A 23,710-nucleotide genomic window follows, 5' to 3' on the forward strand; every position below is an offset into this window, starting at 1 on the left:
AATGTCAGAGCTGACCCTCACGGTCATGCGGCTGGGTTTCCTGGCCGTACTGTGGCTGTTCGTGATCGTGGCCGTGCAGGTCATCCGAAGCGACCTGTTCGGTACGCGTGTCACGCAGCGCGGATCGCGCCGCGAGGCCGGCCGGCAGCAGCAGGCCGCCCGCCAGGCGCCGCCGCAACAGCGCCAGCAGTCCGCCGGCGGCAGACGCGGCCGTAACGCCCCCACCAAGCTGGTCGTGACCGAAGGCACACTCACCGGCACCACGGTCGCGCTCCAGGGCCAGACCATCACCCTGGGCCGGGCTCACGACTCGACGATCGTGCTGGACGACGACTACGCCTCCAGCCGCCATGCCAGGATCTACCCGGACCGTGACGGTCAGTGGATCGTCGAGGACCTCGGCTCCACCAACGGCACGTACCTGGACCGGAACCGGCTGACGACTCCCACACCGATTGCGCTGGGCGCGCCGATCCGCATCGGCAAGACCGTCATCGAGCTGCGGAAGTAGTACGAAAATGAGCGAGCGGAGCGAGCACGCAGTGGCGGGCACCACCCCGGGCCCCGGCGCGCTCCCGACCGGAGGGTGGGCAGTGTGGCTCGACACGACCGGCTGTACCCGGAGCCGACAGGCGAGGTGCGCATGAGTCTGTCCCTGCGCTTCGCCGCCGGATCGCACAAGGGCATGATCCGGGAGGGCAACGAGGACTCCGGTTACGCCGGCCCGCGCCTGCTCGCCATCGCCGACGGCATGGGAGGCGCCGCGGCCGGTGAGGTCGCCTCCTCCGAGGCCATCTCCACCATCGTCGCGCTCGACGACGACGTCCCCGGCTCCGACGTCCTCACCTCCCTCGGCACCGCTGTCCAGCGCGCCAACGACCAGCTGCGCTCCATGGTCGAGGAGGACCCGCAGCTGGAGGGCATGGGCACCACCCTGACCGCACTGCTGTGGACCGGCCAGCGCCTCGGCCTGGTCCACGTCGGCGACTCCCGCGCCTACCTCCTGCGGGACGGCGTGCTGACGCAGATCACCCAGGACCACACCTGGGTGCAGCGCCTGGTCGACGAGGGCCGCATCACCGAGGAAGAGGCCACGACCCACCCGCAGCGCTCGCTGCTGATGCGGGCGCTCGGCTCGGGCGACCACGTCGAACCGGACCTGTCCATCCGCGAGGTCCGCGCCGGCGACCGCTACCTGATCTGCTCCGACGGCCTGTCCGGCGTGGTGTCCCACCAGACCCTCGAGGACACCCTCGCCAGCTACCAGGGCCCCCAGGAGACCGTCCAGAACCTGATCGAGCTGGCGCTGCGCGGCGGCGGCCCGGACAACATCACCGTCATCGTCGCCGACGTCCTCGACCTGGACACCGGCGACACCCTCGCGGGCCAGCTGTCCGACACCCCGGTCGTGGTCGGCGCCGTCGCCGAGAACCAGCACCAGCTGCACGACAACGGCATCATGCAGACCCCCGCCGGCCGCGCCTCCGGCCTCGGCCGCCAGGGCCACGGCCACGGCGGCGGAGGCGGCGAGTTCGGCCCGCCCGGCTCCGGCGACACCACCGGCTTCGTCCCGGCGGCCGGCTTCGACTACGGCGACGACGACTTCGTGAAGCCGAAGAAGCGCGGCAGGTGGCTGAAGAGATCGTTCTACGGCGCCCTGGCACTGGCCGTCGTCGGCGGCGGTCTGTACGGCGGCTGGCGCTGGACGCAGACGCAGTACTACGTCGGCGCCGAGGACGAGCACGTCGCGCTGTACCGGGGCATCAGCCAGGACCTGGCCTGGGTCTCCCTCTCGAAGGTCGAGAAGGACCACCCCGAGATCGAACTCAAGTACCTGCCGCCCTACCAGCAGAAGCTGGTCGAGGCGACCATCGCCGAGGGCGGGCTGAAGAACGCCCAGGCGAAGATCGAGGAGCTGTCCTTGCAGGCCTCCGCGTGCAAGAAGCAGGCGCAGCGACGCGAGGCCGAGAGCCGGAACAACTCCAAGACCGGCCAAGGCGAGGCCGGGGGCACCACGGGAACCACTCCCGCCTCCTTCACGTCCAAGGCCACACCGACACCGAACCCGTCGAACCCGTCGGGCTCACCGTCGACGCCTGAGAAGTCCACGCCCCCGACCACGACCGCACCCACTCCCAGCCCCGGCCCCAGCCTCTCGGAGGAAGAGCAGAAGGTCGTCTCGCTGTGCGGTAAGCAGTAGGCAAGCCGTGAGAGGCCCCGTCACACGATGAGCAGTACTACGAACTCGCCGACGCACCACACGTCCACGATCGGCGCGATCGGTGCGCCGAGCCGCCGCAACACCGAGCTGGCGCTGCTGGTGTTCGCCGTTGTCATTCCGGTGTTCGCCTATGCCAACGTCGGCTTGGCCATCAACGACTCGGTGCCTCCGGGCCTGCTGAGCTACGGGCTCGGCCTCGGCCTGCTCGCGGGCGTCGGCCATCTCGTCGTACGGAAGTTCGCGCCGTACGCGGATCCGCTGATGCTGCCGCTGGCCACCCTGCTCAACGGCATCGGTCTCGTCGTCATCTGGCGCCTGGACCAGTCGAAGCGGCTACAGGCGTCCAACACGTTCGTCGAGGCGGCCCCCCGCCAGCTGATGTACTCCGCGCTCGGTGTCGCCCTCTTCGTAGCGGTGATCATCTTCCTCAAGGACCACCGCGTCCTGCAGCGCTACACCTACATCTCCATGGCCGGCGCCCTGTTGCTGCTGGTCCTTCCGCTGGTCCCGGGCCTCGGCAAGAACGTCTTCGGTGCGCGCATCTGGATCCAGATCCCGGGTCTCGGAACCATCCAGCCCGGTGAGTTCGCCAAGATCGTCCTCGCGGTGTTCTTCGCGGGCTACCTCATGGTGAAGCGTGACGCACTGGCCCTGGCCAGTCGCCGCTTCATGGGCCTGTACCTGCCGCGTGGCCGCGACCTCGGACCGATCATCGTCGTCTGGGCGATCTCCATCCTCATCCTCGTCTTCGAGACCGACCTCGGTACCTCGCTGCTGTTCTTCGGCATGTTCGTGATCATGCTGTACGTGGCCACCGAGCGGACCAGCTGGATCGTGTTCGGTCTGCTGATGTCCGCGGCCGGTGCCGTCACCGTCGCCTCCTTCGAACCGCACGTGCAGCAGCGCGTCCAGGCCTGGCTCGACCCGATGAACGAGTTCAAGCTCAGCCGTGAGGGCGTCCTGGGCCACACCGAGCAGTCCATGCAGGCCCTGTGGGCCTTCGGCTCCGGCGGCACCCTCGGCACCGGCCTCGGCCAGGGCAACTCCGACCTCATCGGCTTCGCCGCCAACTCCGACTTCATCCTCGCCACCTTCGGCGAGGAGCTGGGCCTCGCCGGCATCATGGCGATCCTGCTGCTCTACGCATTGATCGTGGAGCGCGGCGTGCGCACCGCCCTCGCCGCCCGCGACCCGTTCGGCAAGCTGCTCGCCGTCGGCCTGTCCGGCGCCTTCGCGCTCCAGGTGTTCGTCGTGGCCGGCGGTGTGATGAGCCTCATCCCGCTGACCGGTATGACGATGCCGTTCCTCGCGTACGGAGGTTCCTCCGTGATCGCCAACTGGGCACTGATCGGCATCCTCCTCAGGATCAGCGACACCGCCCGCCGGCCGGCACCCGCTCCCGCCGGCAATCCCGATGCCGAGATGACCCAGGTGGTCCGCCCGTCATGAACAAGCCCCTGCGCCGGATCGCGATCTTCTGCGGTCTGCTGGTCCTCACGCTCCTCATCCGCGACAACTGGATCCAGTACGTCCAGGCGGACGAACTCCGCACCGACAAGAACAACCGCCGCGTCATCATCGAGCGGTACGCCTCGCCGCGGGGCGACATCATCGTCGACGGCAAGCCGATCACCGGCTCCAAGGAGACGTCGGGCAGCGACTTCAAGTGGAAGCGCACCTACAAGGACGGCGCGATGTGGGCGCCGGTCACCGGCTACGCCTCGCAGGCCTTCGGTGCCACGCAGCTGGAGAACCTCGAGGACGGCATCCTCACCGGCAACGACGACCGGCTCTTCTTCCGCAACACCCTCGACATGCTCACGGGGAAGAAGCAGGAGGGCGGCAACGTCGTCACGACCCTGAACGGCGCCGCCCAGAAGGCCGCGTACGACGGTCTGAAGAAGCAGGGCGCCAAGGGCGCCGTCGCCGCCATCGAGCCGTCCACCGGCAAGATCCTCGCCCTGGCCTCCTACCCGTCGTACGACCCGTCGTCCTTCGCCGGGAACTCCACGACGACGGACACCAAGGCCTGGCAGAAGCTGCTGAAGAAGAACAACCCCGACGACCCGACGCTCAACCGGGCGCTGCGCGAGACGTACCCGCCTGGCTCCACCTTCAAGGTGGTCACCGCGGCCGCGGCCCTGGAGGACGGGCTGTACACGGACGCGGACCAGAACACCAGGACGCCGCTGCCGTGGACCATGCCGGGCACCACGACCCAGCTGAAGAACGAGGGGAACATCCCCTGCAAGAACGCGACCCTGCGGACGGCGCTCCAGTACTCCTGCAACACCGTGTTCGGCAAGATCGGCTCCGACCTCGGCAACGAGAAGATGCTGGCCATGGCCAAGAAGTTCGGCTTCACCGAGGAGCAGTTCACCCCGGTCCGCGCCAACGCCTCGGTCTTCGGTGAGGACATGAACCCGTCGGAGACCGCGCTGTCGTCGATCGGCCAGTTCAACACCGCCGCGACGCCGCTGCAGATGGCCATGGTGTCCTCCGCCATCGCCAACGACGGCAAGCTGATGAAGCCGTACATGGTCGACGAACTCCAGGCCCGCAGCGTCGACACCATCGAGAAGACCGAGCCGGAAGAGCTCAGCCAGCCGCTGTCCTCGGACAACGCCCAGATCCTGCAGTCGATGATGGAGACGGTCGTCGAGAAGGGCACCGGCACCAACGCCAAGATCCAGGGCGTCACCGTGGGCGGCAAGACCGGTACCGCCCAGCACGGTGAGAACAACAGCGAGAACCCCTACGCGTGGTTCATCTCCTACGCAAAGGGCGAGGACGGCAGCTCCCCGGTGGCGGTGGCGGTCGTGATCGAGGACGACAAGGCCGTCCGTGACGACATCTCCGGCGGTGGCCTCGCGGCACCGATCGCGAGGAACGTGATGGAGGCGGTCATCAACAGCAAGAAGTGACCCCGCTCACGTCTGTTTCACATCGGTGCACGTTGCGATACCGGTCCTGTATCGGCTGACGGGCTTGGCCAGGTCACACAAAGCGAGCCGGGTACGGTAGGCCCGGACGGCAGCCTCCGGCCGCAGCAGTTTGCGGTCGGGACCGACGGAGAGGGCTGGTAGGTAGCTATGGAAGAGCCGCGTCGCCTCGGCGGCCGGTACGAACTGGGCCAGGTGCTCGGGCGTGGTGGCATGGCGGAGGTCTACCTCGCGCATGACACCCGCCTCGGCCGCACCGTGGCGGTGAAGACGCTGCGCGCGGACCTCGCGCGCGACCCTTCCTTCCAGGCCCGGTTCCGCCGGGAGGCCCAGTCGGCCGCCTCGCTCAACCATCCCGCGATCGTCGCGGTCTACGACACGGGCGAGGACTACATCGACAACGTGTCGATCCCGTACATCGTCATGGAGTACGTGGACGGCTCGACGCTCCGTGAGCTGCTTCACTCCGGCCGCAAGCTGCTGCCGGAGCGCGCCATGGAGATGACCATCGGCATCCTCCAGGGCCTGGAGTACGCCCACAGAAACGGCATCGTCCACCGCGACATCAAGCCCGCGAACGTCATGCTGACGCGCAACGGCCAGGTCAAGGTCATGGACTTCGGCATCGCCCGCGCCATGGGCGACTCCGGCATGACGATGACGCAGACCGCGGCGGTCATCGGCACGGCCCAGTACCTCTCGCCGGAGCAGGCGAAGGGCGAGCAGGTCGACGCCCGGTCCGACCTGTACTCCACCGGCTGTCTGCTGTACGAACTGCTGACCGTCCGCCCGCCCTTCGTGGGCGACTCCCCGGTGGCCGTGGCCTACCAGCACGTCCGGGAGGAGCCGCAGTCACCGAGTGTCTTCGACCCCGAGATCACGCCCGAGATGGACGCGATCGTGCTGAAGGCGCTCGTCAAGGACCCGGACTACCGCTACCAGTCGGCCGACGAGATGCGCGCCGACATCGAGGCCTGCCTCGACGGCCAGCCGGTCGCGGCGACGGCCGCGTTGGGCTCGGTGGGCTACGGCGGCTACCCCGACGACCAGGCGACGACGGCCCTGCGCGCGGACTCCGGCGCGGGCGCCACCTCGATGCTGCCCCCCATGAACCCGGACGACGGCGGCTACGGCTACGACGACCGCCCGGACCGGCGCCGTGGGCAGCAGCGCAAGGGCAACACCTCGACGATCCTGCTGGTGGTGGCGGGCGTCCTGGTGCTGGTGGGCGCGATCCTGATCGGGCGGTGGGCGTTCAGCGGAGACGGGGTCGCGAGCGACAGTGTTCCCGCTCCGAACCTCGTCGGCGAAACCCTGGACACCGCCAAACAACGGGCGAAGAACAGCGATCTCAAGCTGAGCACCACCAACAAGCCCTGCGAGAGCCAGAGCAAGGGCAAGGTCTGCTCGCAGGACCCGAAGGCCGGGACGAGCGTCAAGAAGAACGACACCATCAACCTCGTGGTGTCGACGGGCGCGCCGAAGGTGGCGGTGCCGAGCGTGATCGGTCTGAGCCTCGAGGACGCCAAGGCGAAGCTCGAGGGCGACGACTACCAGTTCGAGATCGCGACGGAGACGCGGGAGGTCTCGGAGGAACCGGGCACCGTCCTGGATCAGGACCCGACCTCCGGCAAGGAGGTGGAGAAGGGTTCCAAGATCACCCTCACCATCGCCAAGGCCGAGGCGAAGTCCACCGTCCCGGACGTGCTCGGCCAGAGCTGTGACCAGGCCAAGGCGCAGATGACGGCCAACGACCTGGTGGGCAACTGCACCGAGGTCGACACCCAGGACGACAACCAGGTCGGCAAGGTCATCCAGACCACGCCGCAGGCCGGCGCCTCGGTCGACAAGAACTCGTCGGTCAACATCCAGATCGGCAAGAAGCAGAAGCAGAAGACGCGTGTGCCTCAGGTCGTCGGCCAGACGGTCGGCCAGGCCAAGCAGACCCTCGCGCAGGCCGGCTTCACGAACATCCAGTTCGCGAACGGCAGCGACCAGAGCGACAACGCCTTCGTCGCCGGCCAGGACCCCCAGCCCAACCAGGAGGTCGACGACCCGGCGGGCACGACGGTCACCCTGCAGACCATCGGCGCCGGAGGCAACAACAACAACGGCGGCAACGGCAACGGCGGCCTCTTCGGCGGCATCACCGGCCGCAACGAGGACTGACACCTCGCTTTGGGCAGGCGGAGCTTGAGTCACCGAAAGGAGCCCAGGCTCTGCTGTTGAGGGTGTCGTGGCCTCTGCGGACATTAGCGCGCGAACGTCTTGACCATCGTGCGCAGCAGATGAGAACTCACCTTGAGGTTGTCTGCGGCAAGGGACGCATGCCGAGTACGGTCATCGTGCTGATCTCTTTCGGTCTCCAATAGTTCGAGGATCAGCCGATGGCCGTTCTCGTATCCGCGCCCTCACTCCGACACCGGGGAATGGGTTCGGATCAGGTAGGGTTCTGAGCCATTTTGGGTCGCATCCGGTGGGTCACCGAGTCGCTATCGCCAGGCTCCGCGGACCATGCCGCCTATGAACCCGTTGGAAAACCACATACGGCGTGCACGACGCTTTTGCCAGCTTGCCGACTACGTGACTCTCACCCTCAAGACTCCGCAATCTAGAAGCACCCCTCCCCCAGAGAGAGGGAACCCTCCCGCTTACAAGGGCCCTTGAGCTATAGCTCACAGGACTGGCTGAATATCGTCCACCAGTTCGATAAACTGCTTGCGATCTCTGAGTACCTCCGCAACGATCATCTCCGTGATCACCGGGAGGTCCCGTCTGTAGGTAGATCGGGACACCGGCAACCGATGGGGAGAACGACATGAGAACTCGCACGCGCTTAGCCACAGCCTGCGCAGCAGCGGTTGTGTCCTCGATCACTTTGAGCGGTCAGGCATCGGCCACGCCCCGGTCCGCCGACACTGGAGCTGAATCCGCCGCTTCCGTGCTCGCACCCCAAGGTGCGGGCGGCACCGCCAGTTGCACCACGTCCGGGGCGCGAGGCAGCATGGGGGCGACTAAGCCTTCCGGAGACCACTGGCCCTTCATGGAGTTCAAAATCGCGCTCTCGGTCACGGACACGGCAGCCGACGGACACCACGTACGAGTCCGCCTTCTCCACAAGCCTGTCGGGAGTCAACAAGTTTTCACGTGGCCGTGGCGCTCTAACACCGCGGGCAGTGGGGAAACTCTGTCGGTCAGCACCACCGCACAGAGCGAGGCAGGCATTGAGCACACTGGGGTCGAGGTGGCGCGCTTCGAAGGTGACAGGAAGCTCAACTCCTGCACCGATTGGAACTAACGGACAAAGCACGTTAGTTCGCCGGGTTGGTAGTCGTGGCGGTTGGGTGTGCAGCGCTATCCGATCCGACCGCTGAAGGTGCGGTGGCCGAACCTGTCCATACGCTCGGGCTGACCGACCAGAAGGGCAGAAGCTGCAACACATGCGACCGGGCTGCACCAGCTCGGTGTGGCGTTGCGCTGCCGGCGCGCGGATGCCGGCTTCGGCCGGCGGCAACCTGCCACCACCGATCGCCCAGCTGGCGCAGCAAAAACGAGGAATTCGTCCGCGATGTCATCCACCGGTCCAACCGGGGGTCAGCCTCGTTTGCGTGGAGCTTCGGTGGGCGGGAGAGCGTCCTCGCCCGCTCGATCGTGATGAAGAGGGCTTCGTCGTCACGACCGAGCCCCGCCCCACCAAGCTCGGCGAGCCTTTCGCCCACTGGTCGCTGCGTACAGTCGGCGATCCCTGAACCTAAGTACTGGATCATTTTTAGTGCAGGAGTCAGGGAGGGCACCACAATGCGATCATGAACGGCCGTACTTGAGGTGCTTCTCTAGGACCTCGGACTCACATTCAGTACGGGAGACGAAGCACCTTCCAACACACCAAGATGTGGACGGAATCCCCCGACCCGGACCACGAAGTTAAACGCCACCAGACCAAGGAAGTCCTCACTGCTTTGCTAACCGAGTGGTCAGTTCTTCGAGTTCGAACCACTCGAAATTCAGCCCACCCAAGACTTAGGGGTGGGACAGAACTCAGTGACTTCCAGCAACTCACTGGAATCCAGCAACGCACACGATCACTTGTGCTCTCTCTCCCCCCGGGGTCGCGCCGTTCCCACCTTCGCTGTGCTGCACCGCACAAAGGGCGGTACCGAGCATGATCGGTCTGAGCCTCAAGGACGCCATAGCGAAGCTCGGGGCGACGACTACCAGTTCGAGCGGGCCAAGCAGACCCTCGCGCAGGCCGGCTTCACGAACATCCAGTTCGCGAACGGCAGCGACCAGAGCGACAACGCCTTCGTCGCCGGCCAGGACCCCCAGCCCAACCAGGAGGTCGACGACCCGGCGGGCACGACGGTCACCCTGCAGACCATCGGCGCCGGAGGCAACAACAACAACGGCGGCAACGGCAACGGCGGCCTCTTCGGCGGCATCACCGGCCGCAACGAGGACTGACCCCGCCTCCGCGTGCAGCAAGGCGCCCCGGCACTCTCCGTGCCGGGGCGTCTTGCTGTCCGTCTGCGTGGCCGAAAAGGAGTGACGGGCACCACGCCAAAAGGCCCACAGGCATGGCCTGTTACTGGTCTATGATCACGTCTTGTTCGCGTCTTGAACGCGACATGACCACATGGGGGTAATCATCAAGAAGCGAATCGTGGCCGCCCTGGGGGCTGCCTGCGCCCTGACCTTCCTCGCGTCGGGAACGGCGAACGCCGGGACCAACAGCGGCTTCGTCTACACGACGGACTGGGACCCGGGCGGCAAGGGTGCTTTCGGTCATGACGGGGACTGCCTGACCGTCTACGACGACCAGAGTGACGGGTACGCCGTCGAGATCCACCTCTTCAGGATGAGCGACTACAAGACGATCGCCGAACTGAGGACGACGCAGCCCGCCCTGTCGCACGAGTACAAGTGCTTCGGGAGCCAGGTGCCCGAGAACATCAAGGTCGGCGTGCGCGTCTCGCTGATCAAGAGCGGCGACAAGTTCAGCGGCTTCAAGTACAACCTGACCACCTGATCCGCGACGCGGTGACGACTGGTTGAAGAAGGGCCGGACCGCAGGACCTGCGGTCCGGCCCTTCTTGCGTGTCCCGCTAGGCCGCGCGGCGTGCGAACGCGCGGGCCCTGCCGCGCCGCTCGGGGTCGAACGCCTCCGTCGCCCCCGCCCCCTGGTCTTCGGGGCCTTCCTCCCAGCCGAGGATCTTCCGGGCAACGCCCTTCAGCCGCGGGTGCCCCGGCTTGACGCCGATCTCGAAGTGGGACTCCTTCGCCGGTGTGAAGTCCCCGCCCCAGCGGACGACGCCGTCCAGTTCGGCGAGGATGTCCCGGACCACGACGAGTTCGTTCGGGTACAGGCCGCCGCCCTTCACGCCGACCGGGTACGACCGCGGCCGGATGGCGATCGCCGTGCCGGAGAGGTGGTTCGACTCGTACTCCTCCGAGATCCGGCGCTCGCCCACCGCGACGGCCTGCCCCGCGGGCAGCAGCGAGCCCAAGGCCGCCGCCCCGCCACACCGACGGTCGCACCGGCGAAGCGACGCCTCGTCAGGTCACCCATCTTCATCTGTCTCTCCTCGTCCTCAGAGCCGTCACCACTGCGGCAGCGAGACACACCACGCCGATCGCTCCCAGCAGCGCGAAGAACACAATGGCGGGGTTGACCCAGGCGGGAACCAGGTCGAAGTCCTCGTTGCACTTGCTGTGCAGCGGGAACCAACGGTTGAACTCCTCCGCGTGCGCTTCCCGGAAAGCGTCGTCGTAGCGGACACCGTGCCCGTGGACACAGGTCTCCTCGACGTCCAGGCCACCGGAGAAGATCCCGATCAGATAGGACACCGCGAAACCGACGACGCCGGTGGACACACTGGCCACCCCCAGGGACAGCCAGGTCCCGGGCCGCTCCCACCGGCCGGCCCGCACGGCCCGGACACCGCTACGGCCTCCGGCGACCATGCCGACGCACAGCACCCCCACCACCGACGCCACGACGACGCCACCGGCACCGAGGAGGAACAGCAGCGCGACGCCCATCACCGCCAGTCCGGCCAGGTAGGCGATGCGTTCCGGCCAGAGGGACTTGTTCCCGCCGGTCATGACTCAGTCCTTGGCGGAACGCGCGGCGCGGCTGCGCGCCGCTTTGAGGAAGGCCTCGTGGTTGGCCCGGTAGGGCGCCGCCTTGCTCTTCTCCATGCCCGTGCGGGCGAGGAGCGCGTCCACGAATCCCTGCTCGAACCTCTGGAGCTTGTCGAATCCACCCGGCGCATTCTGGTAGACCGCCGGCAACACGGCGCCCAGACTGATGAGCTGCTTACGGCCCGGCCCCAGGACGGTGTGTCGATGAGGTCCTCGAAGCCGAACGACGACGACACACCGGGTGTGGCGAGCCTTGGCACGGACGGGTGCGCGGGCGGGGCGGTGACGGCCCCGCCCGCGGATCGCAGATCGCGGATCGCGGAACACCGAAGACGGATCAGCAGCGCGGCCCGTAGCTGCGCTTGCCGCTGATGAGCCAGGTGGTGTCCGCCTCGTTCCGCATCTTGTACGCGGCGGTGAAGCACCCCGTGTCCTCGATCCTGATCGGACCGGCGTACGTCGCGTACTTGCCGTCGTCGGTGCCGCATCCGGGGCCGCTCACCTTGCCCGGGCAGACGTTGAAGTACATCCTGTTCGCGCCGCCCGGCGTCTCGTTGTAGAAGACGACGCACAGGTAGCCGGTGCCGCCCGCGTAGGCGACCATGCTGCCGTCGTCGTCGCCGCCGTCGCCCGGGAGGCGTCCGTCGACGTAGGCGATGGTCTGGTACGGGCCACCGCACGGGTTGTCCGCGGCCTGAGCCGGGGCGCTGCCCAGGCCGAGGAGGGCGGCGGCGCTGATGGCGGAGATACCGGCAGCCAGTGACTTCTTGAACATGCGCAGGCCTTTCTTGGCGTGCCCCTGACACGCCACAACACAGGAGGGCGTTCCGGGAACCCCGGATCAAGCCCTCTTGCCGAAAAGTGGGATTACGGAAGAACCTGCCGATGAAGTCAGGAAAAATCCGGCAGGAATGAGGCGCGCTACGACGCCGCGCCCGAGGGCGTCGAGGAAGGAACCGGCCTCACTGGCCGGGACGACGCCCGGGGAGAAAGGATGACCGCTTCCATCGGACCAGCCGATGATCTTGGCGATGACAGCACAGCGACATCCACAGAAAACCCATCCCCCCAGGTGGTCAACCGTGCGATTACCCTACCAAGGAAGAGCGAAATCCCCCCGAGATTAACCCTCTTCGTCGACACCGACCACCGCCACAGCCCTCCTCGGACACCCATACGCCCCCTGATCGTGTCTTCACATTTCATGACTCGTTCATCGGGTGGGGTGGGGAATCGAGACTCTGCCCGCCGGACGAGCCGAAGGGCAGAACATCATCAACGAAATGGCGCTGCTGGAATCGCAGACCCTGCGCCGCGGCGTGCTCGACCGCACGGACGTACTCGACAGGGTCAAGACACTGGCTCTGCTGCCGGACGGGATGCATGTGACGACGGCGATGGTGGCGGCGTACTTCGAGGTCGGCCTCGAAGCCATCAAGTCACTCGTCAAGGACCACCGAACCGAGCTGGAGGCCAACGGCTACCGTCTGCTGACCGGCGAAGAACTGAGGTCCTTCAAGAACCTCAGTGGGATCCAGTCCCGCACCCGATCCCTCGCCCTCTTCTCCCGACGCGCCGTCCTCAACGTCGCCATGCTGCTCCGAGACAGCGAAGTTGCACGTCAAGTGCGTGTCTACCTCCTGGACATGGAGTACCTGGCCCGCACACAGCCTGTGGAAAACCCCGCCCCGGCCGACACCACAGCCCTCGACGAACGCATCGACCAACGCATCACCCACATCCTCAGCAAGACCGTCGTCCCCATGTTCAACGCGCTGATCGAAACCTCAGGCGAACACCGCCGAGAAATCGTCGCCCTCCGGGCAGGCGTCCAGCGCATCGAGAAACGGCTCCGCCGGCACCACGCCCGCCTGCAGCGACTGGAGTGGAGCGCCGGGCTCACCGTCCTGGACTGACAACCGGACTGCACAAAAGGCCCGAAGCCGCAAAAGAAGGTTGCGGCTTCGGGCCTTTCGTCATGATAGCGACTGACCTCCCACAAGGAAGGGCAGTCAGAGCAGCTCCTTCGGCGGTGTCCGCTCGCTGTCGACCTTCTGCACCCGCTCCAGCTCACCCCACACCACGTACCGGTACGTGCTCGTGTACACCGGCGTGCAGGTCGTCAGGGTGATGAAGTGCCCCGGCTTCTTCTTGCCGGACTCCTCCGGGACCGCCGAGAGGACCTTGACGTTGTACTTCGAGGTCTCGGGAAGGATGTCGTAGACCTTGTAGACGTACCACTTGTCCTTCGTCTCGAAGACGATCGGGTCGCCCTTCTGCATCTTGTCGATGTTGTGGAACTTGGCACCATGACCATCGCGGTGAGCGGCGAGGGCGAAGTTGCCGGTCTTGCCCGACATGGGGAGGGCCGACTTGACGGGGTCGGTGTAGTAACCGGCCACACCATCGTTGAGGATCTTGCTCGACGTGCCCTTCTCGACGAGCACCTCACCGTTCTTCATGGCCGGCACGTGCAGGAAACCGATGCCGCTCTTGGTGTCCAGTGCCCCGGGCCCGCCCCGGCCGTGCGCCCAGCCGTCACGGACCTTGTCGGCCTGCTTCCCGGCCGCCCGGTCCGCGACCACGTTCGTCCACCACAGCGAGTAGACGACGAACAGGCCCAGCACCAGGCCCGCGGTGATGAGGAGTTCCCCGAAGACACTGACCGCCATCGCGATCGGACCGGGACGGCGCCGTGCCGCCGACGTCCGCGACGCAGCCGCGCCGGTGTGCTCTTCGTGCTCCGTGTCGGTGGTCGCTGCCACTGGTCATCTGCCCTTAACTGACGAGCGCATCCGGCTTGCCCTTGCTGCGCGGCCGTTCCTCGACCATCTTGCCCCAGACGATCATCCGGTACTTGCTGGTGAACTCCGGCGTGCACGTGGTCAGCGTGATGTACCGGCCGGGCTCGGTGAATCCCGAGCCCGTGGGGACGGGGTTCAGGACGCTCGTATTGCTCGGCGAGGTCACCGGCAGGATGGACGACATCTTGTAGACGTAGTACTCGTCCTGCGTCTCCACGACGATGGGATCGCCCGGAGAGAGCTTGTTGATGTACCGGAACGGCTCACCGTGCGTGTTGCGATGACCCGCGAGCCCGAAGTTCCCTGACTTGTCACCGGGCATCGCGGTCTTCAGCGCACCCTCGGCGTAGTGACCGACCATGCCCCGGTCCAGCACTCCCTTGTTGCTGGTCCCCTCGGCGATCGGCACCACCACGTCCAGCTTCGGGATGTGCAGGATCGCGAAACCCTGCCCCGGCTCGAAGGCCCCAGGATTGCGCTTGCCGCTCGCCCAGTCGTTCTGCAGGCTGCTCGCCTCGCTCCCCGCCTGCGCGTGCGCCCGGACGTTCGTCCACCACAGTTGGTAAGTGACGAACAGCAGCATCAGCACCCCGGTGGTGATGAACACCTCACCGATCGCCCGGCTGGCCACCACCGCCGGACTCGGCTTGCGCGCCCGCGCCTGCCGCCTCGCCTCCACCCGCGACTGCGGCGCCCGCCGCTTCTCCCGAGCCTCCTCCTGAGCCTGGCCGGTCTCCGGAGCGCCCCCATGACGCCCGTGACGGCGCTTGGCGGCCTTTCTGCGGGCCGCCCGGCCGCCCGGGGAGGACCCGTCGCGGCGCGCGGCGGAAGGGGCCGGAGAACCCGACACCGCGTCACCGCCCGCGGGCGGCGGATCCGGTATCCGCAGCGCCACCGTCTCCTCGTCGACAGGCGGCAGATACGACTCGCCCGGAAGTGACCCGTCCGGAAGCGGCTCGTACGACGCGGAGTACGACTCCGGCTGAGGCGCATACGGCTCGGACTGGGGCGCATACGGCTCGGGCTGAGACCCGTACGGCTCAGGCTGGGGCGCGTACGACTCAGGCTGCGGCCGCGCTTCCGGCTGCGGAGAAGCCCCGTACTCCCCACCCGCCGGCCAGTCCTCGAACGCACCCGGCACCCCGTACGACTGCTGCCCGTACGAGGTGTCGGACTCGCGCTCGGGGCGCAGCGCCGTCACGCCGTGGCCCTGCCCACCACCGGGGCGAGCCCGGCCGACCTCTCCACCGCACCCTGGTCGCCGCACTCCACCAGCCAGTTGGCCAGCATCCGGTGCCCGTGCTCGGTCAGCACCGACTCGGGGTGGAACTGCACACCCTCGACGCGGAGTTCACGGTGCCGCAGGCCCATGACGATGCCGTCCCGCGTCCGGGCCGTGACCTCCAGCTCGGCCGGCACCGTGGCCGGCTCGGCGGCCAGCGAGTGATAGCGCGTCGCCGTGAAGGGCGACGGCAGCCCGGCGAAGACACCCCCACCGCTGTGCTCGACCAGCGAGGTCTTGCCGTGCAGCAGCTCAGGCGCCCGGTCCACCACACCGCCGTACGCCACCTGCATCGACTGCATGCCGAGGCAGACGCCGAAGACAGGGACGCCGGTGCCGGCGCAGTGCCGGACCATGTCGACGCAGACGCCCGCCTCCTCCGGAGTGCCCGGCCCCGGTGAGAGCAGGACACCGTCGAAGCCGTCCTGGGCATGCGCCGTCGACACCTCGTCGTTACGCAGGACCTCGCACTCGGCCCCCAGCTGGTACAGGTACTGGACCAGGTTGAAGACGAAGCTGTCGTAGTTGTCGACGACGAGAATGCGCGCGCTCACTGGTTGTCCACCGTCACATCGTTGAAAGGCAGCAGCGGTTCCGCCCACGGGAACACGTACTGGAAGAGGACGTAGACCACGGCCACGACCAGGGCGAGTGAGATCAACGCCCTCACCCACGTGTTCCCCGGCAGATGCCGCCAGATCCAGCCGTACATGCCGTCCCTTCCGTCGTACCACGGCACCAGACCCACGCCGTACATCCACCAGACTAACGGCGCAACGCCTCGGGTTTCCCGGCCTCCACAGGCTGTGTGGAGTCCAGGTGCGCCCAGACGATCAGCCGATGACTGTGCCCCCATTCCGGTTCGCACGTGGTCAGCGTCAGGTAGCGGCCCGAACCCGTGTACCCGGATGTACGTGGGACAGGGTCGATCACCTCGACATCCGTCGGAACTGTTTTGTACGGGCCTTTGTCGATCCGATACGTGAACCAGGTCGTGCCGTCCGTCAGCACCACGGCGTCCCCCCGCCGGAGCTGGGGAAAGTCCTTGAAGGGATCACCGTAGGTGCGGCGGTGCCCGGCGACCGCGAAGTTCCCCTTCTGACCCAGCTGCGCGGTCTCCGCGTAGTGCCCGAGCCCCTTCTTCAGGGTGCCGGTGCCGGTGCCTTCCAGAACCGGCTTGTTCCACGTGAAACCAAGACGCGGGATGTACATGATCGCGAAAGGCCTGCCCTTGGCGTACGGAGCCGGTTTCGCGGGGCTCGCAGGACTCGCAGGGTTCGCAGAGCGCGCGGGCGAGGAACCGGTCGTCGTGGGACGCGTGCCCGACTTCGACCACTGCTCCTGGAGCTGATCGATCTGGTCGTCCATGACGTCCTCGGCCCGCACACCCGTCCAGAACAGCACGTAGACGACGAACAGCACGATCAGGCTGCCCACGGTGACGCACAGTTCGCTGACGGTCCTGACGATCACGCGCACCGGCAGCTCCCCCGGCTTGGCTACTGCTCCACGGGCTTCGCGTAGTGCAGATCCACTGTGCCCGAGTAGCCGGGCAGAGTCACCGGGCCGTTCTCCTCGACTTTCCAGCCGAGCCCGTAGACATTGACGTAGACCATGTAGTTCTGGATCGCCGGGGAGGCCGCCAGCGCCTTCTGGAGCTTGTCCGGGTCCCCGACCGCCGTGATCTTGTACGGCGGGGAGTAGACACGGCCCTGGAGGATCAGGGTGTTGCCCACACAACGCACCGCGCTGGTGGAGATCAGCCGCTGGTCCATGACCTTGATGCCCTTGGCGCCGCCCTGCCACAGCGCGTTCACCACGGCCTGGAGATCCTGCTGGTGGATGACCAGGTAGTCGGGCTGCGGCTCCGGGTAACCGGGGAGCTTGGCCGTGGCGTCCGGCGGAGCGTCGTTGAGCGTGACCGTGAGCCCCTTGCCGCTGAGCCGCTGCGTGCCCGCCCGCTTCTCCAGGGCGGCGAGCTTCTCGTCCTCCGCCTTCGTACTGCCGTCGTCGCGCTCGGCGAGCGCCTCTATCTCCTTGCGCAGGGTGCCGTTGGCCTCGTCCAGCTCACCGTTCCCCCGGCTGCGCTCGTGGATGAGGTCGGACAGCTTCAGCAGCGAGGTGTCCGTCCGGATGTTGGTGCCCTTGGCGGTGTCGAAGCTGGTGAAGAAAATGAGCCCCGCGAGAGCGAAGACGGCCGCCGTGAGGACCCGCACGGGCCGGAAACGACGCGCGCGCTCAGGGCTGGAACCCGTCCCGGGGGAGTCGGCAGAATTGCTCAACGTACCCTTATCTCCTTCGGCGCCGCGGAAGCACTACGCTAACGGACGCCCGGGGGAGCACTCGGAGTCCCCTAGCCACCCCGAGCCCGACCCAGTTCCCTGCGCGGCCACGCAGCGCATCGACAGGAGAGACCCTCGTGCCGAAGTCACGTATCCGCAAGAAGGCCGACTACACGCCGCCGCCCGCGAAGCAGGCGACCGCCATCAAGCTGAACAGCCGTGCCTGGGTCGCCCCCGTCATGCTGGCCATGTTCCTCGTGGGCCTGGCCTGGATCGTCGTCTTCTACGTCACCGACGGCTCGCTGCCCATCGATTCGCTGGGCAACTGGAACATCGTGGTGGGCTTCGGCTTCATCGCCGCCGGATTCGGTGTCTCGACCCAGTGGAAGTAGCGGTCTCCGCAAGGTGAACCCAGCTCTGCCCAGGGCTGTTCGCTGAGTTATCCACAGCAGTTATCCACAGGTGGAAAAGAAAGACGATCTGTGGATAACTCGTTGGACGTTGACGCCGGTATGACGGAAGTACCGGTAGTCGAAAACCTGTTCGCCCCCTGTCTGGCCTGCGGAAACGCGAGTCAGTTACAGGGGGCACATGTGTTCCCGCACCGTGTGCACAAGATCCGACACCCGCTGTGGACAACGCCTGCGCTCAGCTGAGCTGGGCTGTCCTCAACAGGGTCAGCAGGACGACCACGCCCAGCACCAGCGCACAGGTGCCGTACTGGATCAGGGCGCGTCGCTCGCGCGGGGCGTGGACCATGGCGTATCCGAGGACGACTCCGGCGACGAGGCCGCCGATGTGGGCCTGCCAGGAGATGTTGAAGCCCGGGCTGAAGGTGAAGATCAGGTTGATCGCCAGCAGCGCGATGATCGGCCGCATGTCGTAGTTGAGCCGGCGCATCAGCACGGCCGTGGCGCCGAACAGGCCGAAGATCGCGCCGGAGGCACCCAGTGTGGCCGTGTCCGGCGAGGCCAGCAGATAGGCCAGGGCGCTGCCCGCGAGTCCTGAGACGAGGTAGAGCGCGAGGTAGCGGACGCGGCCGAGTGCCGCTTCGAGCGGGCCGCCGAGCCACCACAGGCTGAGCATGTTGAACGCGATGTGCCAGATCTCCTGGTGGGTGAACATCGAGGTCACCAGGCGGTACCACTCGCCTCCCGCCACGCCCTGGGTGGGCGTGTAGGGTGCCGGCGGCCAGGCGCCGAGCAGGACGAGGTCGGTCAGCAGCGACTCGTGGACCTGGACGGCGATGAACACCGCCAGGTTGATGCCGATGAGGATCTTGGTGAGCAGGCGGGGGTCGGATGCGATGCTGCCGCCCGCGATGGTCCGGGGCCTGGCGGCCGTGGGTGCGTGACCTGTGCCGGAGCCGGTGCGGACGCATTCGGGGCAGTGGAAGCCGACGGAGGCGTTGACCATGCACTCGGGGCAGATCGGGCGCTCACAGCGGGTGCAGCGGATGCCGGTCTCGCGGTCCGGGTGGCGGTAGCACATGGGGACGCTGTGGGCGTCCTGCGAGCTGCCCGCAGCCTGGTCGTCCATGAGATCCCCTGGGTCGTTGGTGAAGAAGAGCCGGCCCCGCCCTTCCTTACGGATGAGCGGGGCGATTGGTTCCCTATGGGAGCCTTCGCGCTCAGCGGGTCTCGATGACGACCGACTCGATGACCACGTCGTTGAGCGGGCGGTCGGTGCGCGGGTTCGTCTGGATCGTGGCGATGGTGTCCACGACCTTCTGGCTGCCCGCGTCGGTGACCTCACCGAAGATGGTGTGCTTGCGGTTCAGCCAGGCCGTCGGGGAGACGGTGATGAAGAACTGCGAGCCGTTGGTGCCCGGGCCGGCGTTGGCCATCGCCAGCAGGTAGGGCTTGTCGAAGCGGAGGTCCGGGTGGAACTCGTCCTCGAACTGGTAGCCGGGTCCGCCGGTGCCGTTGCCCAGCGGGTCACCGCCCTGGATCATGAAGCCACTGATCACCCGGTGGAAGACCGTGCCGTCGTAGAGCTTGTCCGTGGACTTCTGGCCCGTCTCCGGGTGGGTCCACTCCCGCTCGCCCTGGGCGAGCTCGACGAAGTTCTTGACCGTCTTGGGGGCGTGGTTCGGCAGCAGCCGGACCTCGATGTCGCCGTGGTTGGTCTTCAGGGTGGCGTAGAGCTGCTCAGCCACGATCTGCCTTCCGTTGTCTTTCCGTGACTCCCTGATCCTCGCATGGACGGGGCTCGGCGTCGCCCGACCTCGGTTCACCGGGAGGGGAAACCGGGGCGGAGGGTTGCGGAAATCCGGTCGAGTCGTCCCGGGGCGGGGGCGCGCGGCAGCGATCCGTGGCATTGTCGACGACAAGCTCACGTTGCCCCCTATTCATCCGTACTTGTACTCGATCAACGCCATCGGCACCCGTATGCCCGTCTCGCATGGCGCGATGCGTCCGGACAGGCATGATCCGTAAAAGGGTGGAAAGTCGAAATACCGTACGCCACCGAGGAGGAGGAACCCGTGACCCGCATCGACAGCGTGCGCGCCGCGACCGGTTCGGCGAAGGACAGCGTGCTGCACGCCGCGGAAGTGGTGGCGCCCTACGCCGACACGGCCAAGGACAGGGCCGCGCACTACGCACACGAGGCGCGCGTACGGCTGGCGCCCAAGGTGACGCAGGCCGCCGGACAGGCACGTGTCCAGTACGGCGCCCATGTGCAGCCGTATCTGGATCAGGCCCGCTCACATGTGCCGCCGAAGGTCGACCAGGCTGCCCATGACGCCGCCGTCCGCACGCGTAAGGCCGCCCGGCAGGCGGCGGAGTACTCCAGGCCGAGGCTCGAGCAGGCGGTGGCCGCGGCCGGACCCGTCACGACCGAGGCCGCGGCACGGAGCGTGGCCGCGCTGGCCGCGCTGCGCGGTCAGGTCTCGTCGAAGGAGATCAAGAAGCTGGTCCGCAAGCAGGAACGGCGGGCGAAGGCCGGCCGGGCCGTGAAGTCCCTGGTGATCGTGGGCGCCGTGGCCGGCGGTGCCTTCGCCGCCTGGAAGTGGTGGGACAAGCAGGCCAATCCGGACTGGCTGGTGGAGCCGCCCGCGGCGACGGAGGTCCCTGAGTCGGGCCGTCTGTCCTCTGTGGACGGCAGTGGTCAGTCGGCTCTGGACCCCGAGGTCGAGGCGAAGCAGGCCGAGGAAGAGGCCGCCCAGCGCGACGACCGTTCCTGACGGTCCGCCGCCCTGACAGCACGGCGGGGCGGGAGACTTGAGGTTCGCCCTTGAGTCCCCCGCCCCGCCGTGCTGTTTCACGTGAAACACCCGTCGCGACCGGTACCCAGGTCACGGAAAATGCCCTCCGAACCGCGTTTCCGCAGTTCGGAGGGCATTCGGTTGTGGAGCCTAGGGGAGTCGAACCCCTGACATCTGCCATGCAAAGACAGCGCTCTACCAACTGAGCTAAGGCCCCGGAAGAGGAACGCCAACCGGAGAAACCACGTCTCGGTGGGCGTCGGAGACCAGAGTACCGGGTCACCCCCGTGATTCCGCAAAAGGATTGGGGGTCCCCGTGACCGACCACTCTCCGTAAGATGCTCGGCGTGGTTCGCTACCGCGAACCGCCGTACTTGGGGAAGCGATGGGGAGACGCAATGGACGCCGCACAGCAGGAAGCCACCGCAAGAGCGCGGGAACTGCAGCGGAACTGGTACGGGGAGCCGTTGGGGGCGCTCTTCCGTAGGCTGATCGACGATCTTGGGCTCAACCAGGCTCGTCTCGCGGGGGTTCTGGGACTGTCCGCGCCGATGCTGTCGCAGCTGATGAGCGGTCAGCGGGCGAAGATCGGCAACCCCGCTGTGGTGCAGCGGGTGCAGCTGCTGCAGGACCTGGCGGGGCAGGTGGCGGACGGCAGCGTGAGCGCGGCCGAGGCCACGGAACGCATGGAGGAGATCAAGAAGTCGCAGGGGGGTTCAGTGCTCAGCAACACCACGCAGACGACGAGCAGTTCGGGGGCGCCCACCGTCAAGCGCGTCGTCCGGGAGATCCAGTCGCTGCTGCGCTCGGTCGCGGCGGCGGGCGACATCATCGAGGCGGCGGACACGCTCGCCCCGACCCACCCGGAGCTGGCCGAGTTCCTCCGGGTGTACGGCGCCGGCCGCACGTCGGACGCGGTTTCGCACTACCAGTCCCACCAGAGCTGATCCCGCAGCCCGGCGGCCGAAGGGGGTTCGGCAGCGGGCTCGGGTGACGTGACGGGGGCACGGGGGGTGCGGGGGAATGGACCGCTGTTACGGGGGACAGCGCGAGGCCTGGACGGCACAGGCGGACACGTGGGGGCGTGTTCCGCACGGGGGACCCGGCCGGCACGGGGGCTTCGTATCGCTCATCGGGGGAGCCGTACCGCTCATCGGGGGAGTCGTACCGCCCGTCGGGGAGTCGTTTGGCTCGCCGAGGGGGAAGCAAGGGGGGAGACCACAGGGGGAGGAGCGACGTACAGCCATGGGTGAGGTGTTCGCCGGCCGGTACGAACTGGTCGACCCGATCGGACGCGGAGGGGTCGGCGCCGTATGGCGCGCCTGGGACCATCGCCGCCGTCGCTACGTGGCCGCCAAGGTCCTGCTGCAGAGTGACGCGCACTCGCTGCTGCGCTTCGTCCGCGAACAGGCCCTGCGGATCGATCACCCGCATGTGCTCGCCCCCACCAGCTGGGCCGCCGACGACGACAAGGTCCTGTTCACGATGGACCTGGTCGCGGGCGGTTCCCTGGTCCATCTCGTCGGGGACTACGGTCCCCTCCCGCCGGCCTTCGTCTGCACCCTGCTCGACCAGCTGCTGTCGGGGCTGGCCGCGGTGCACGCGGAGGACGTCGTTCACCGTGACGTCAAACCCGCCAACGTGCTGCTGGAGCCGACCGGCACGGGCCGGCCTCGGCTGCGGCTGTCCGACTTCGGCATCGCGATGCGGCTGGGCGAGCCCCGGCTGACGGAGACGAACCTCGTGGTGGGGACGCCGGGCTATCTCGCGCCCGAGCAGATGATGGGCGCCGAGCCGGACTTCCCCGCCGATCTGTTCGCCGCTGGGCTGGTCGCGCTGTATCTGCTGGAGGGCGCCAAGCCGGACAGCAAGGCGCTCATCCAGTACTTCGCCGAGCACGGGACGCCCGGCGCGCCCAAAGGCATTCCGGAGCCGCTGTGGCAGGTGGTGGCGACGCTGCTCCAGCCGGACCCGCGGGCGCGGTTCCGTACGGCCACGGGGGCGCGCAAGGCGCTCGCCGCCGCCGCGGAGCTTCTCCCGGAGCCCGGCCCGGACGACGAACTGATCGAGATCTTCGACCAACTCGGCCCGCTTCCCCAGGGGTTCGCCCCGGAGGGCCCCTTGGAGAGAGCGCGGGGGCTCGGCCCGAGGGGGGAGCCGGCCGGTGCGGGGACGGGCCGGGAGAGACCCGGCCAGAGGCTCGACCCCAGGGCCGATCAGAGGGACGGCGATAGGGCCGGCGAGGAGCGGCCCCGCCAGGACGCCCAGTCGCCCTCAGGAGCCCCCTCGCCCCGATCCTCCGGCGGCATCGACAGCACGGGGCACACCCCGGCCACCCCGGCCACTCCCTCCCAGCCGCCCTCCATGTCGGATACCGGCAGCTTCCACCTGCCCCCTCCCCAGGCCACCGTCACTCCGTCCACCTCGCCCGGTGGGCCGCCCCCTGCGCACCCGCAGTCCCCCTCTCAGCCGCTCCCCCAGGCCCACCCGGGCCACGCTGGGCCCATGAGTCACGCCGGGCCTCTGAGTCACGCGAGGTCCACAAGTCACGGCGGTCCCATAAGTCACTCGAACTACCCGAGCCAGCCGCTGCCGCTCGCGGCACAGCAGCCCACCGGCGGCACTTCCACCGCCTCCTACACCGCCCAGTCCCCGCAGACCCCAGCGCCCGGGCAGGCGACGTCCCGGCACCGAGCGCCACGTCGTCGTCGCCCCGGCCCTCCGGCCCAGGTGGCGATCCCGCTCCTGCTTCTCGCCCTGGTCTGCTACGCCGTCGGCTTCTGGGCCCTGAGCCGTATCTGAGCCGCACAGCCGGCCCGGCCCGCACGTC

General features: G+C 67.7%; 24 protein-coding genes and 1 tRNA gene. 12 read left to right on the top strand and 13 right to left on the bottom strand.

Annotation, left to right across the window (positions count from 1 at the left end; translation table 11 throughout):
• Position 1 precedes the first annotated feature (1 nt).
• From ABEA82_RS12215 to ABEA82_RS12245, 7 genes are all read left to right on the top strand, one after another.
• Positions 2–511 carry an FHA domain-containing protein FhaB/FipA gene (locus ABEA82_RS12215; RefSeq protein WP_345661430.1) on the top strand — a complete coding sequence of 170 codons (510 nt, stop codon included), beginning with the start codon at positions 2–4 and terminating at the stop codon, positions 509–511.
• A gap of 132 nt (positions 512–643) precedes the next feature.
• Positions 644–2,200 (top strand): Stp1/IreP family PP2C-type Ser/Thr phosphatase, encoded by a 1,557-nt coding sequence (locus tag ABEA82_RS12220; RefSeq protein ID WP_345661708.1) that lies wholly within the window; start codon positions 644–646, stop codon positions 2,198–2,200.
• A 27-nt stretch (positions 2,201–2,227) separates the two neighbouring features.
• Positions 2,228–3,670 carry an FtsW/RodA/SpoVE family cell cycle protein gene (locus tag ABEA82_RS12225; RefSeq protein WP_345661431.1) on the top strand — a complete coding sequence of 481 codons (1,443 nt, stop codon included), beginning with the start codon at positions 2,228–2,230 and terminating at the stop codon, positions 3,668–3,670.
• A complete protein-coding gene (locus tag ABEA82_RS12230; RefSeq protein ID WP_345661432.1) occupies positions 3,667–5,145 on the top strand; it encodes a peptidoglycan D,D-transpeptidase FtsI family protein in 1,479 nt (492 codons plus the stop codon). Before ABEA82_RS12225 ends, ABEA82_RS12230 begins: the two co-directional genes overlap by 4 nt.
• A gap of 168 nt (positions 5,146–5,313) precedes the next feature.
• Complete coding sequence (gene pknB / locus ABEA82_RS12235; RefSeq protein ID WP_345661433.1) at positions 5,314–7,332, top strand: Stk1 family PASTA domain-containing Ser/Thr kinase; 2,019 nt, start codon at positions 5,314–5,316, stop codon at positions 7,330–7,332.
• A 1,962-nt stretch (positions 7,333–9,294) separates the two neighbouring features.
• Complete coding sequence (locus tag ABEA82_RS12240; protein WP_425588511.1) at positions 9,295–9,624, top strand: hypothetical protein; 330 nt, start codon at positions 9,295–9,297, stop codon at positions 9,622–9,624.
• 199 nt (positions 9,625–9,823) lie between these two features.
• Complete coding sequence (locus tag ABEA82_RS12245; protein WP_345661434.1) at positions 9,824–10,189, top strand: hypothetical protein; 366 nt, start codon at positions 9,824–9,826, stop codon at positions 10,187–10,189.
• Between the two features lie 76 nt (positions 10,190–10,265).
• Here the strand turns inward: ABEA82_RS12245 and ABEA82_RS12250 are convergent, their stop codons facing one another.
• The 4 genes from ABEA82_RS12250 to ABEA82_RS12265 form a co-directional block, all read right to left on the bottom strand.
• A complete protein-coding gene (locus ABEA82_RS12250; RefSeq protein WP_425588512.1) occupies positions 10,266–10,667 on the bottom strand; it encodes a M15 family metallopeptidase in 402 nt (133 codons plus the stop codon).
• Positions 10,668–10,731: 64 nt separating this feature from the next.
• Positions 10,732–11,265: a hypothetical protein gene (locus ABEA82_RS12255; protein ID WP_345661435.1), complete on the bottom strand. Its 534-nt coding sequence runs from the start codon at positions 11,263–11,265 to the stop codon at positions 10,732–10,734.
• A gap of 3 nt (positions 11,266–11,268) precedes the next feature.
• On the bottom strand, positions 11,269–11,457 hold the full coding sequence (locus ABEA82_RS12260; RefSeq protein ID WP_345661436.1) for a hypothetical protein: 189 nt from the start codon (positions 11,455–11,457) through the stop codon (positions 11,269–11,271).
• A 184-nt stretch (positions 11,458–11,641) separates the two neighbouring features.
• The gene (locus tag ABEA82_RS12265) at positions 11,642–12,079 is read right to left on the bottom strand and encodes a hypothetical protein (protein ID WP_345661437.1); all 438 of its coding nucleotides are present in this window, start codon (positions 12,077–12,079) and stop codon (positions 11,642–11,644) included.
• A 508-nt stretch (positions 12,080–12,587) separates the two neighbouring features.
• Between ABEA82_RS12265 and ABEA82_RS12270 the strand changes: the two genes are divergently transcribed.
• On the top strand, positions 12,588–13,220 hold the full coding sequence (locus ABEA82_RS12270) for a restriction endonuclease (protein WP_345661438.1): 633 nt from the start codon (positions 12,588–12,590) through the stop codon (positions 13,218–13,220).
• Between the two features lie 96 nt (positions 13,221–13,316).
• Here ABEA82_RS12270 and ABEA82_RS12275 read toward each other — a convergent pair whose 3' ends face one another.
• The 6 genes from ABEA82_RS12275 to ABEA82_RS12300 are packed head-to-tail and all read right to left on the bottom strand — an operon-like array spanning position 13,317 to position 17,672.
• A complete protein-coding gene (locus ABEA82_RS12275; RefSeq protein ID WP_345661439.1) occupies positions 13,317–14,069 on the bottom strand; it encodes a class E sortase in 753 nt (250 codons plus the stop codon).
• Positions 14,070–14,082: 13 nt separating this feature from the next.
• Positions 14,083–15,309, bottom strand: a complete 1,227-nt coding sequence (locus ABEA82_RS12280) for a class E sortase (protein ID WP_345661440.1) — start codon at positions 15,307–15,309, stop codon at positions 14,083–14,085.
• On the bottom strand, positions 15,306–15,944 hold the full coding sequence (locus ABEA82_RS12285) for an aminodeoxychorismate/anthranilate synthase component II (RefSeq protein WP_345661441.1): 639 nt from the start codon (positions 15,942–15,944) through the stop codon (positions 15,306–15,308). Before ABEA82_RS12285 ends, ABEA82_RS12280 begins: the two co-directional genes overlap by 4 nt.
• Positions 15,941–16,147 (bottom strand): hypothetical protein, encoded by a 207-nt coding sequence (locus tag ABEA82_RS12290; protein WP_345661442.1) that lies wholly within the window; start codon positions 16,145–16,147, stop codon positions 15,941–15,943. Before ABEA82_RS12290 ends, ABEA82_RS12285 begins: the two co-directional genes overlap by 4 nt.
• An 8-nt stretch (positions 16,148–16,155) precedes the next feature.
• Positions 16,156–16,869 carry a class E sortase gene (locus ABEA82_RS12295; RefSeq protein WP_345661443.1) on the bottom strand — a complete coding sequence of 238 codons (714 nt, stop codon included), beginning with the start codon at positions 16,867–16,869 and terminating at the stop codon, positions 16,156–16,158.
• A 20-nt stretch (positions 16,870–16,889) separates the two neighbouring features.
• Entirely contained in the window at positions 16,890–17,672 is a 783-nt protein-coding gene (locus ABEA82_RS12300; protein ID WP_345661444.1) for a DUF881 domain-containing protein, read from the bottom strand.
• Between the two features lie 137 nt (positions 17,673–17,809).
• On the opposite strand from ABEA82_RS12300, the gene crgA reads away from it, so the two are divergent.
• Entirely contained in the window at positions 17,810–18,064 is a 255-nt protein-coding gene (gene crgA / locus ABEA82_RS12305; protein WP_003991532.1) for a cell division protein CrgA, read from the top strand.
• Positions 18,065–18,320: 256 nt separating this feature from the next.
• Here the strand turns inward: crgA and ABEA82_RS12310 are convergent, their stop codons facing one another.
• Both ABEA82_RS12310 and ABEA82_RS12315 read right to left on the bottom strand, forming a co-directional pair.
• Positions 18,321–19,211, bottom strand: a complete 891-nt coding sequence (locus ABEA82_RS12310; protein ID WP_345661445.1) for a rhomboid family intramembrane serine protease — start codon at positions 19,209–19,211, stop codon at positions 18,321–18,323.
• Between the two features lie 91 nt (positions 19,212–19,302).
• A complete protein-coding gene (locus ABEA82_RS12315; protein WP_345661446.1) occupies positions 19,303–19,830 on the bottom strand; it encodes a peptidylprolyl isomerase in 528 nt (175 codons plus the stop codon).
• 327 nt (positions 19,831–20,157) lie between these two features.
• Between ABEA82_RS12315 and ABEA82_RS12320 the strand changes: the two genes are divergently transcribed.
• Positions 20,158–20,859, top strand: coding sequence for a DUF5324 family protein (locus ABEA82_RS12320; RefSeq protein WP_345661447.1), 702 nt, complete (start codon positions 20,158–20,160; stop codon positions 20,857–20,859).
• A 165-nt stretch (positions 20,860–21,024) separates the two neighbouring features.
• Here the strand turns inward: ABEA82_RS12320 and ABEA82_RS12325 are convergent.
• Positions 21,025–21,097: transfer RNA gene (locus ABEA82_RS12325), tRNA-Ala, on the bottom strand.
• 181 nt (positions 21,098–21,278) lie between these two features.
• On the opposite strand from ABEA82_RS12325, the gene ABEA82_RS12330 reads away from it, so the two are divergent.
• Both ABEA82_RS12330 and ABEA82_RS12335 read left to right on the top strand, forming a co-directional pair.
• The gene (locus tag ABEA82_RS12330; protein ID WP_003991528.1) at positions 21,279–21,827 is read left to right on the top strand and encodes a helix-turn-helix domain-containing protein; all 549 of its coding nucleotides are present in this window, start codon (positions 21,279–21,281) and stop codon (positions 21,825–21,827) included.
• A gap of 298 nt (positions 21,828–22,125) precedes the next feature.
• Positions 22,126–23,682, top strand: a complete 1,557-nt coding sequence (locus ABEA82_RS12335; protein WP_345661449.1) for a serine/threonine-protein kinase — start codon at positions 22,126–22,128, stop codon at positions 23,680–23,682.
• The last annotated feature ends 28 nt before the right edge of the window (positions 23,683–23,710 follow it).

It is taken from the genome of Streptomyces venetus (genome assembly GCF_039540295.1).
Taxonomy (GTDB): Bacteria; Actinomycetota; Actinomycetes; order Streptomycetales; family Streptomycetaceae; genus Streptomyces; species Streptomyces venetus.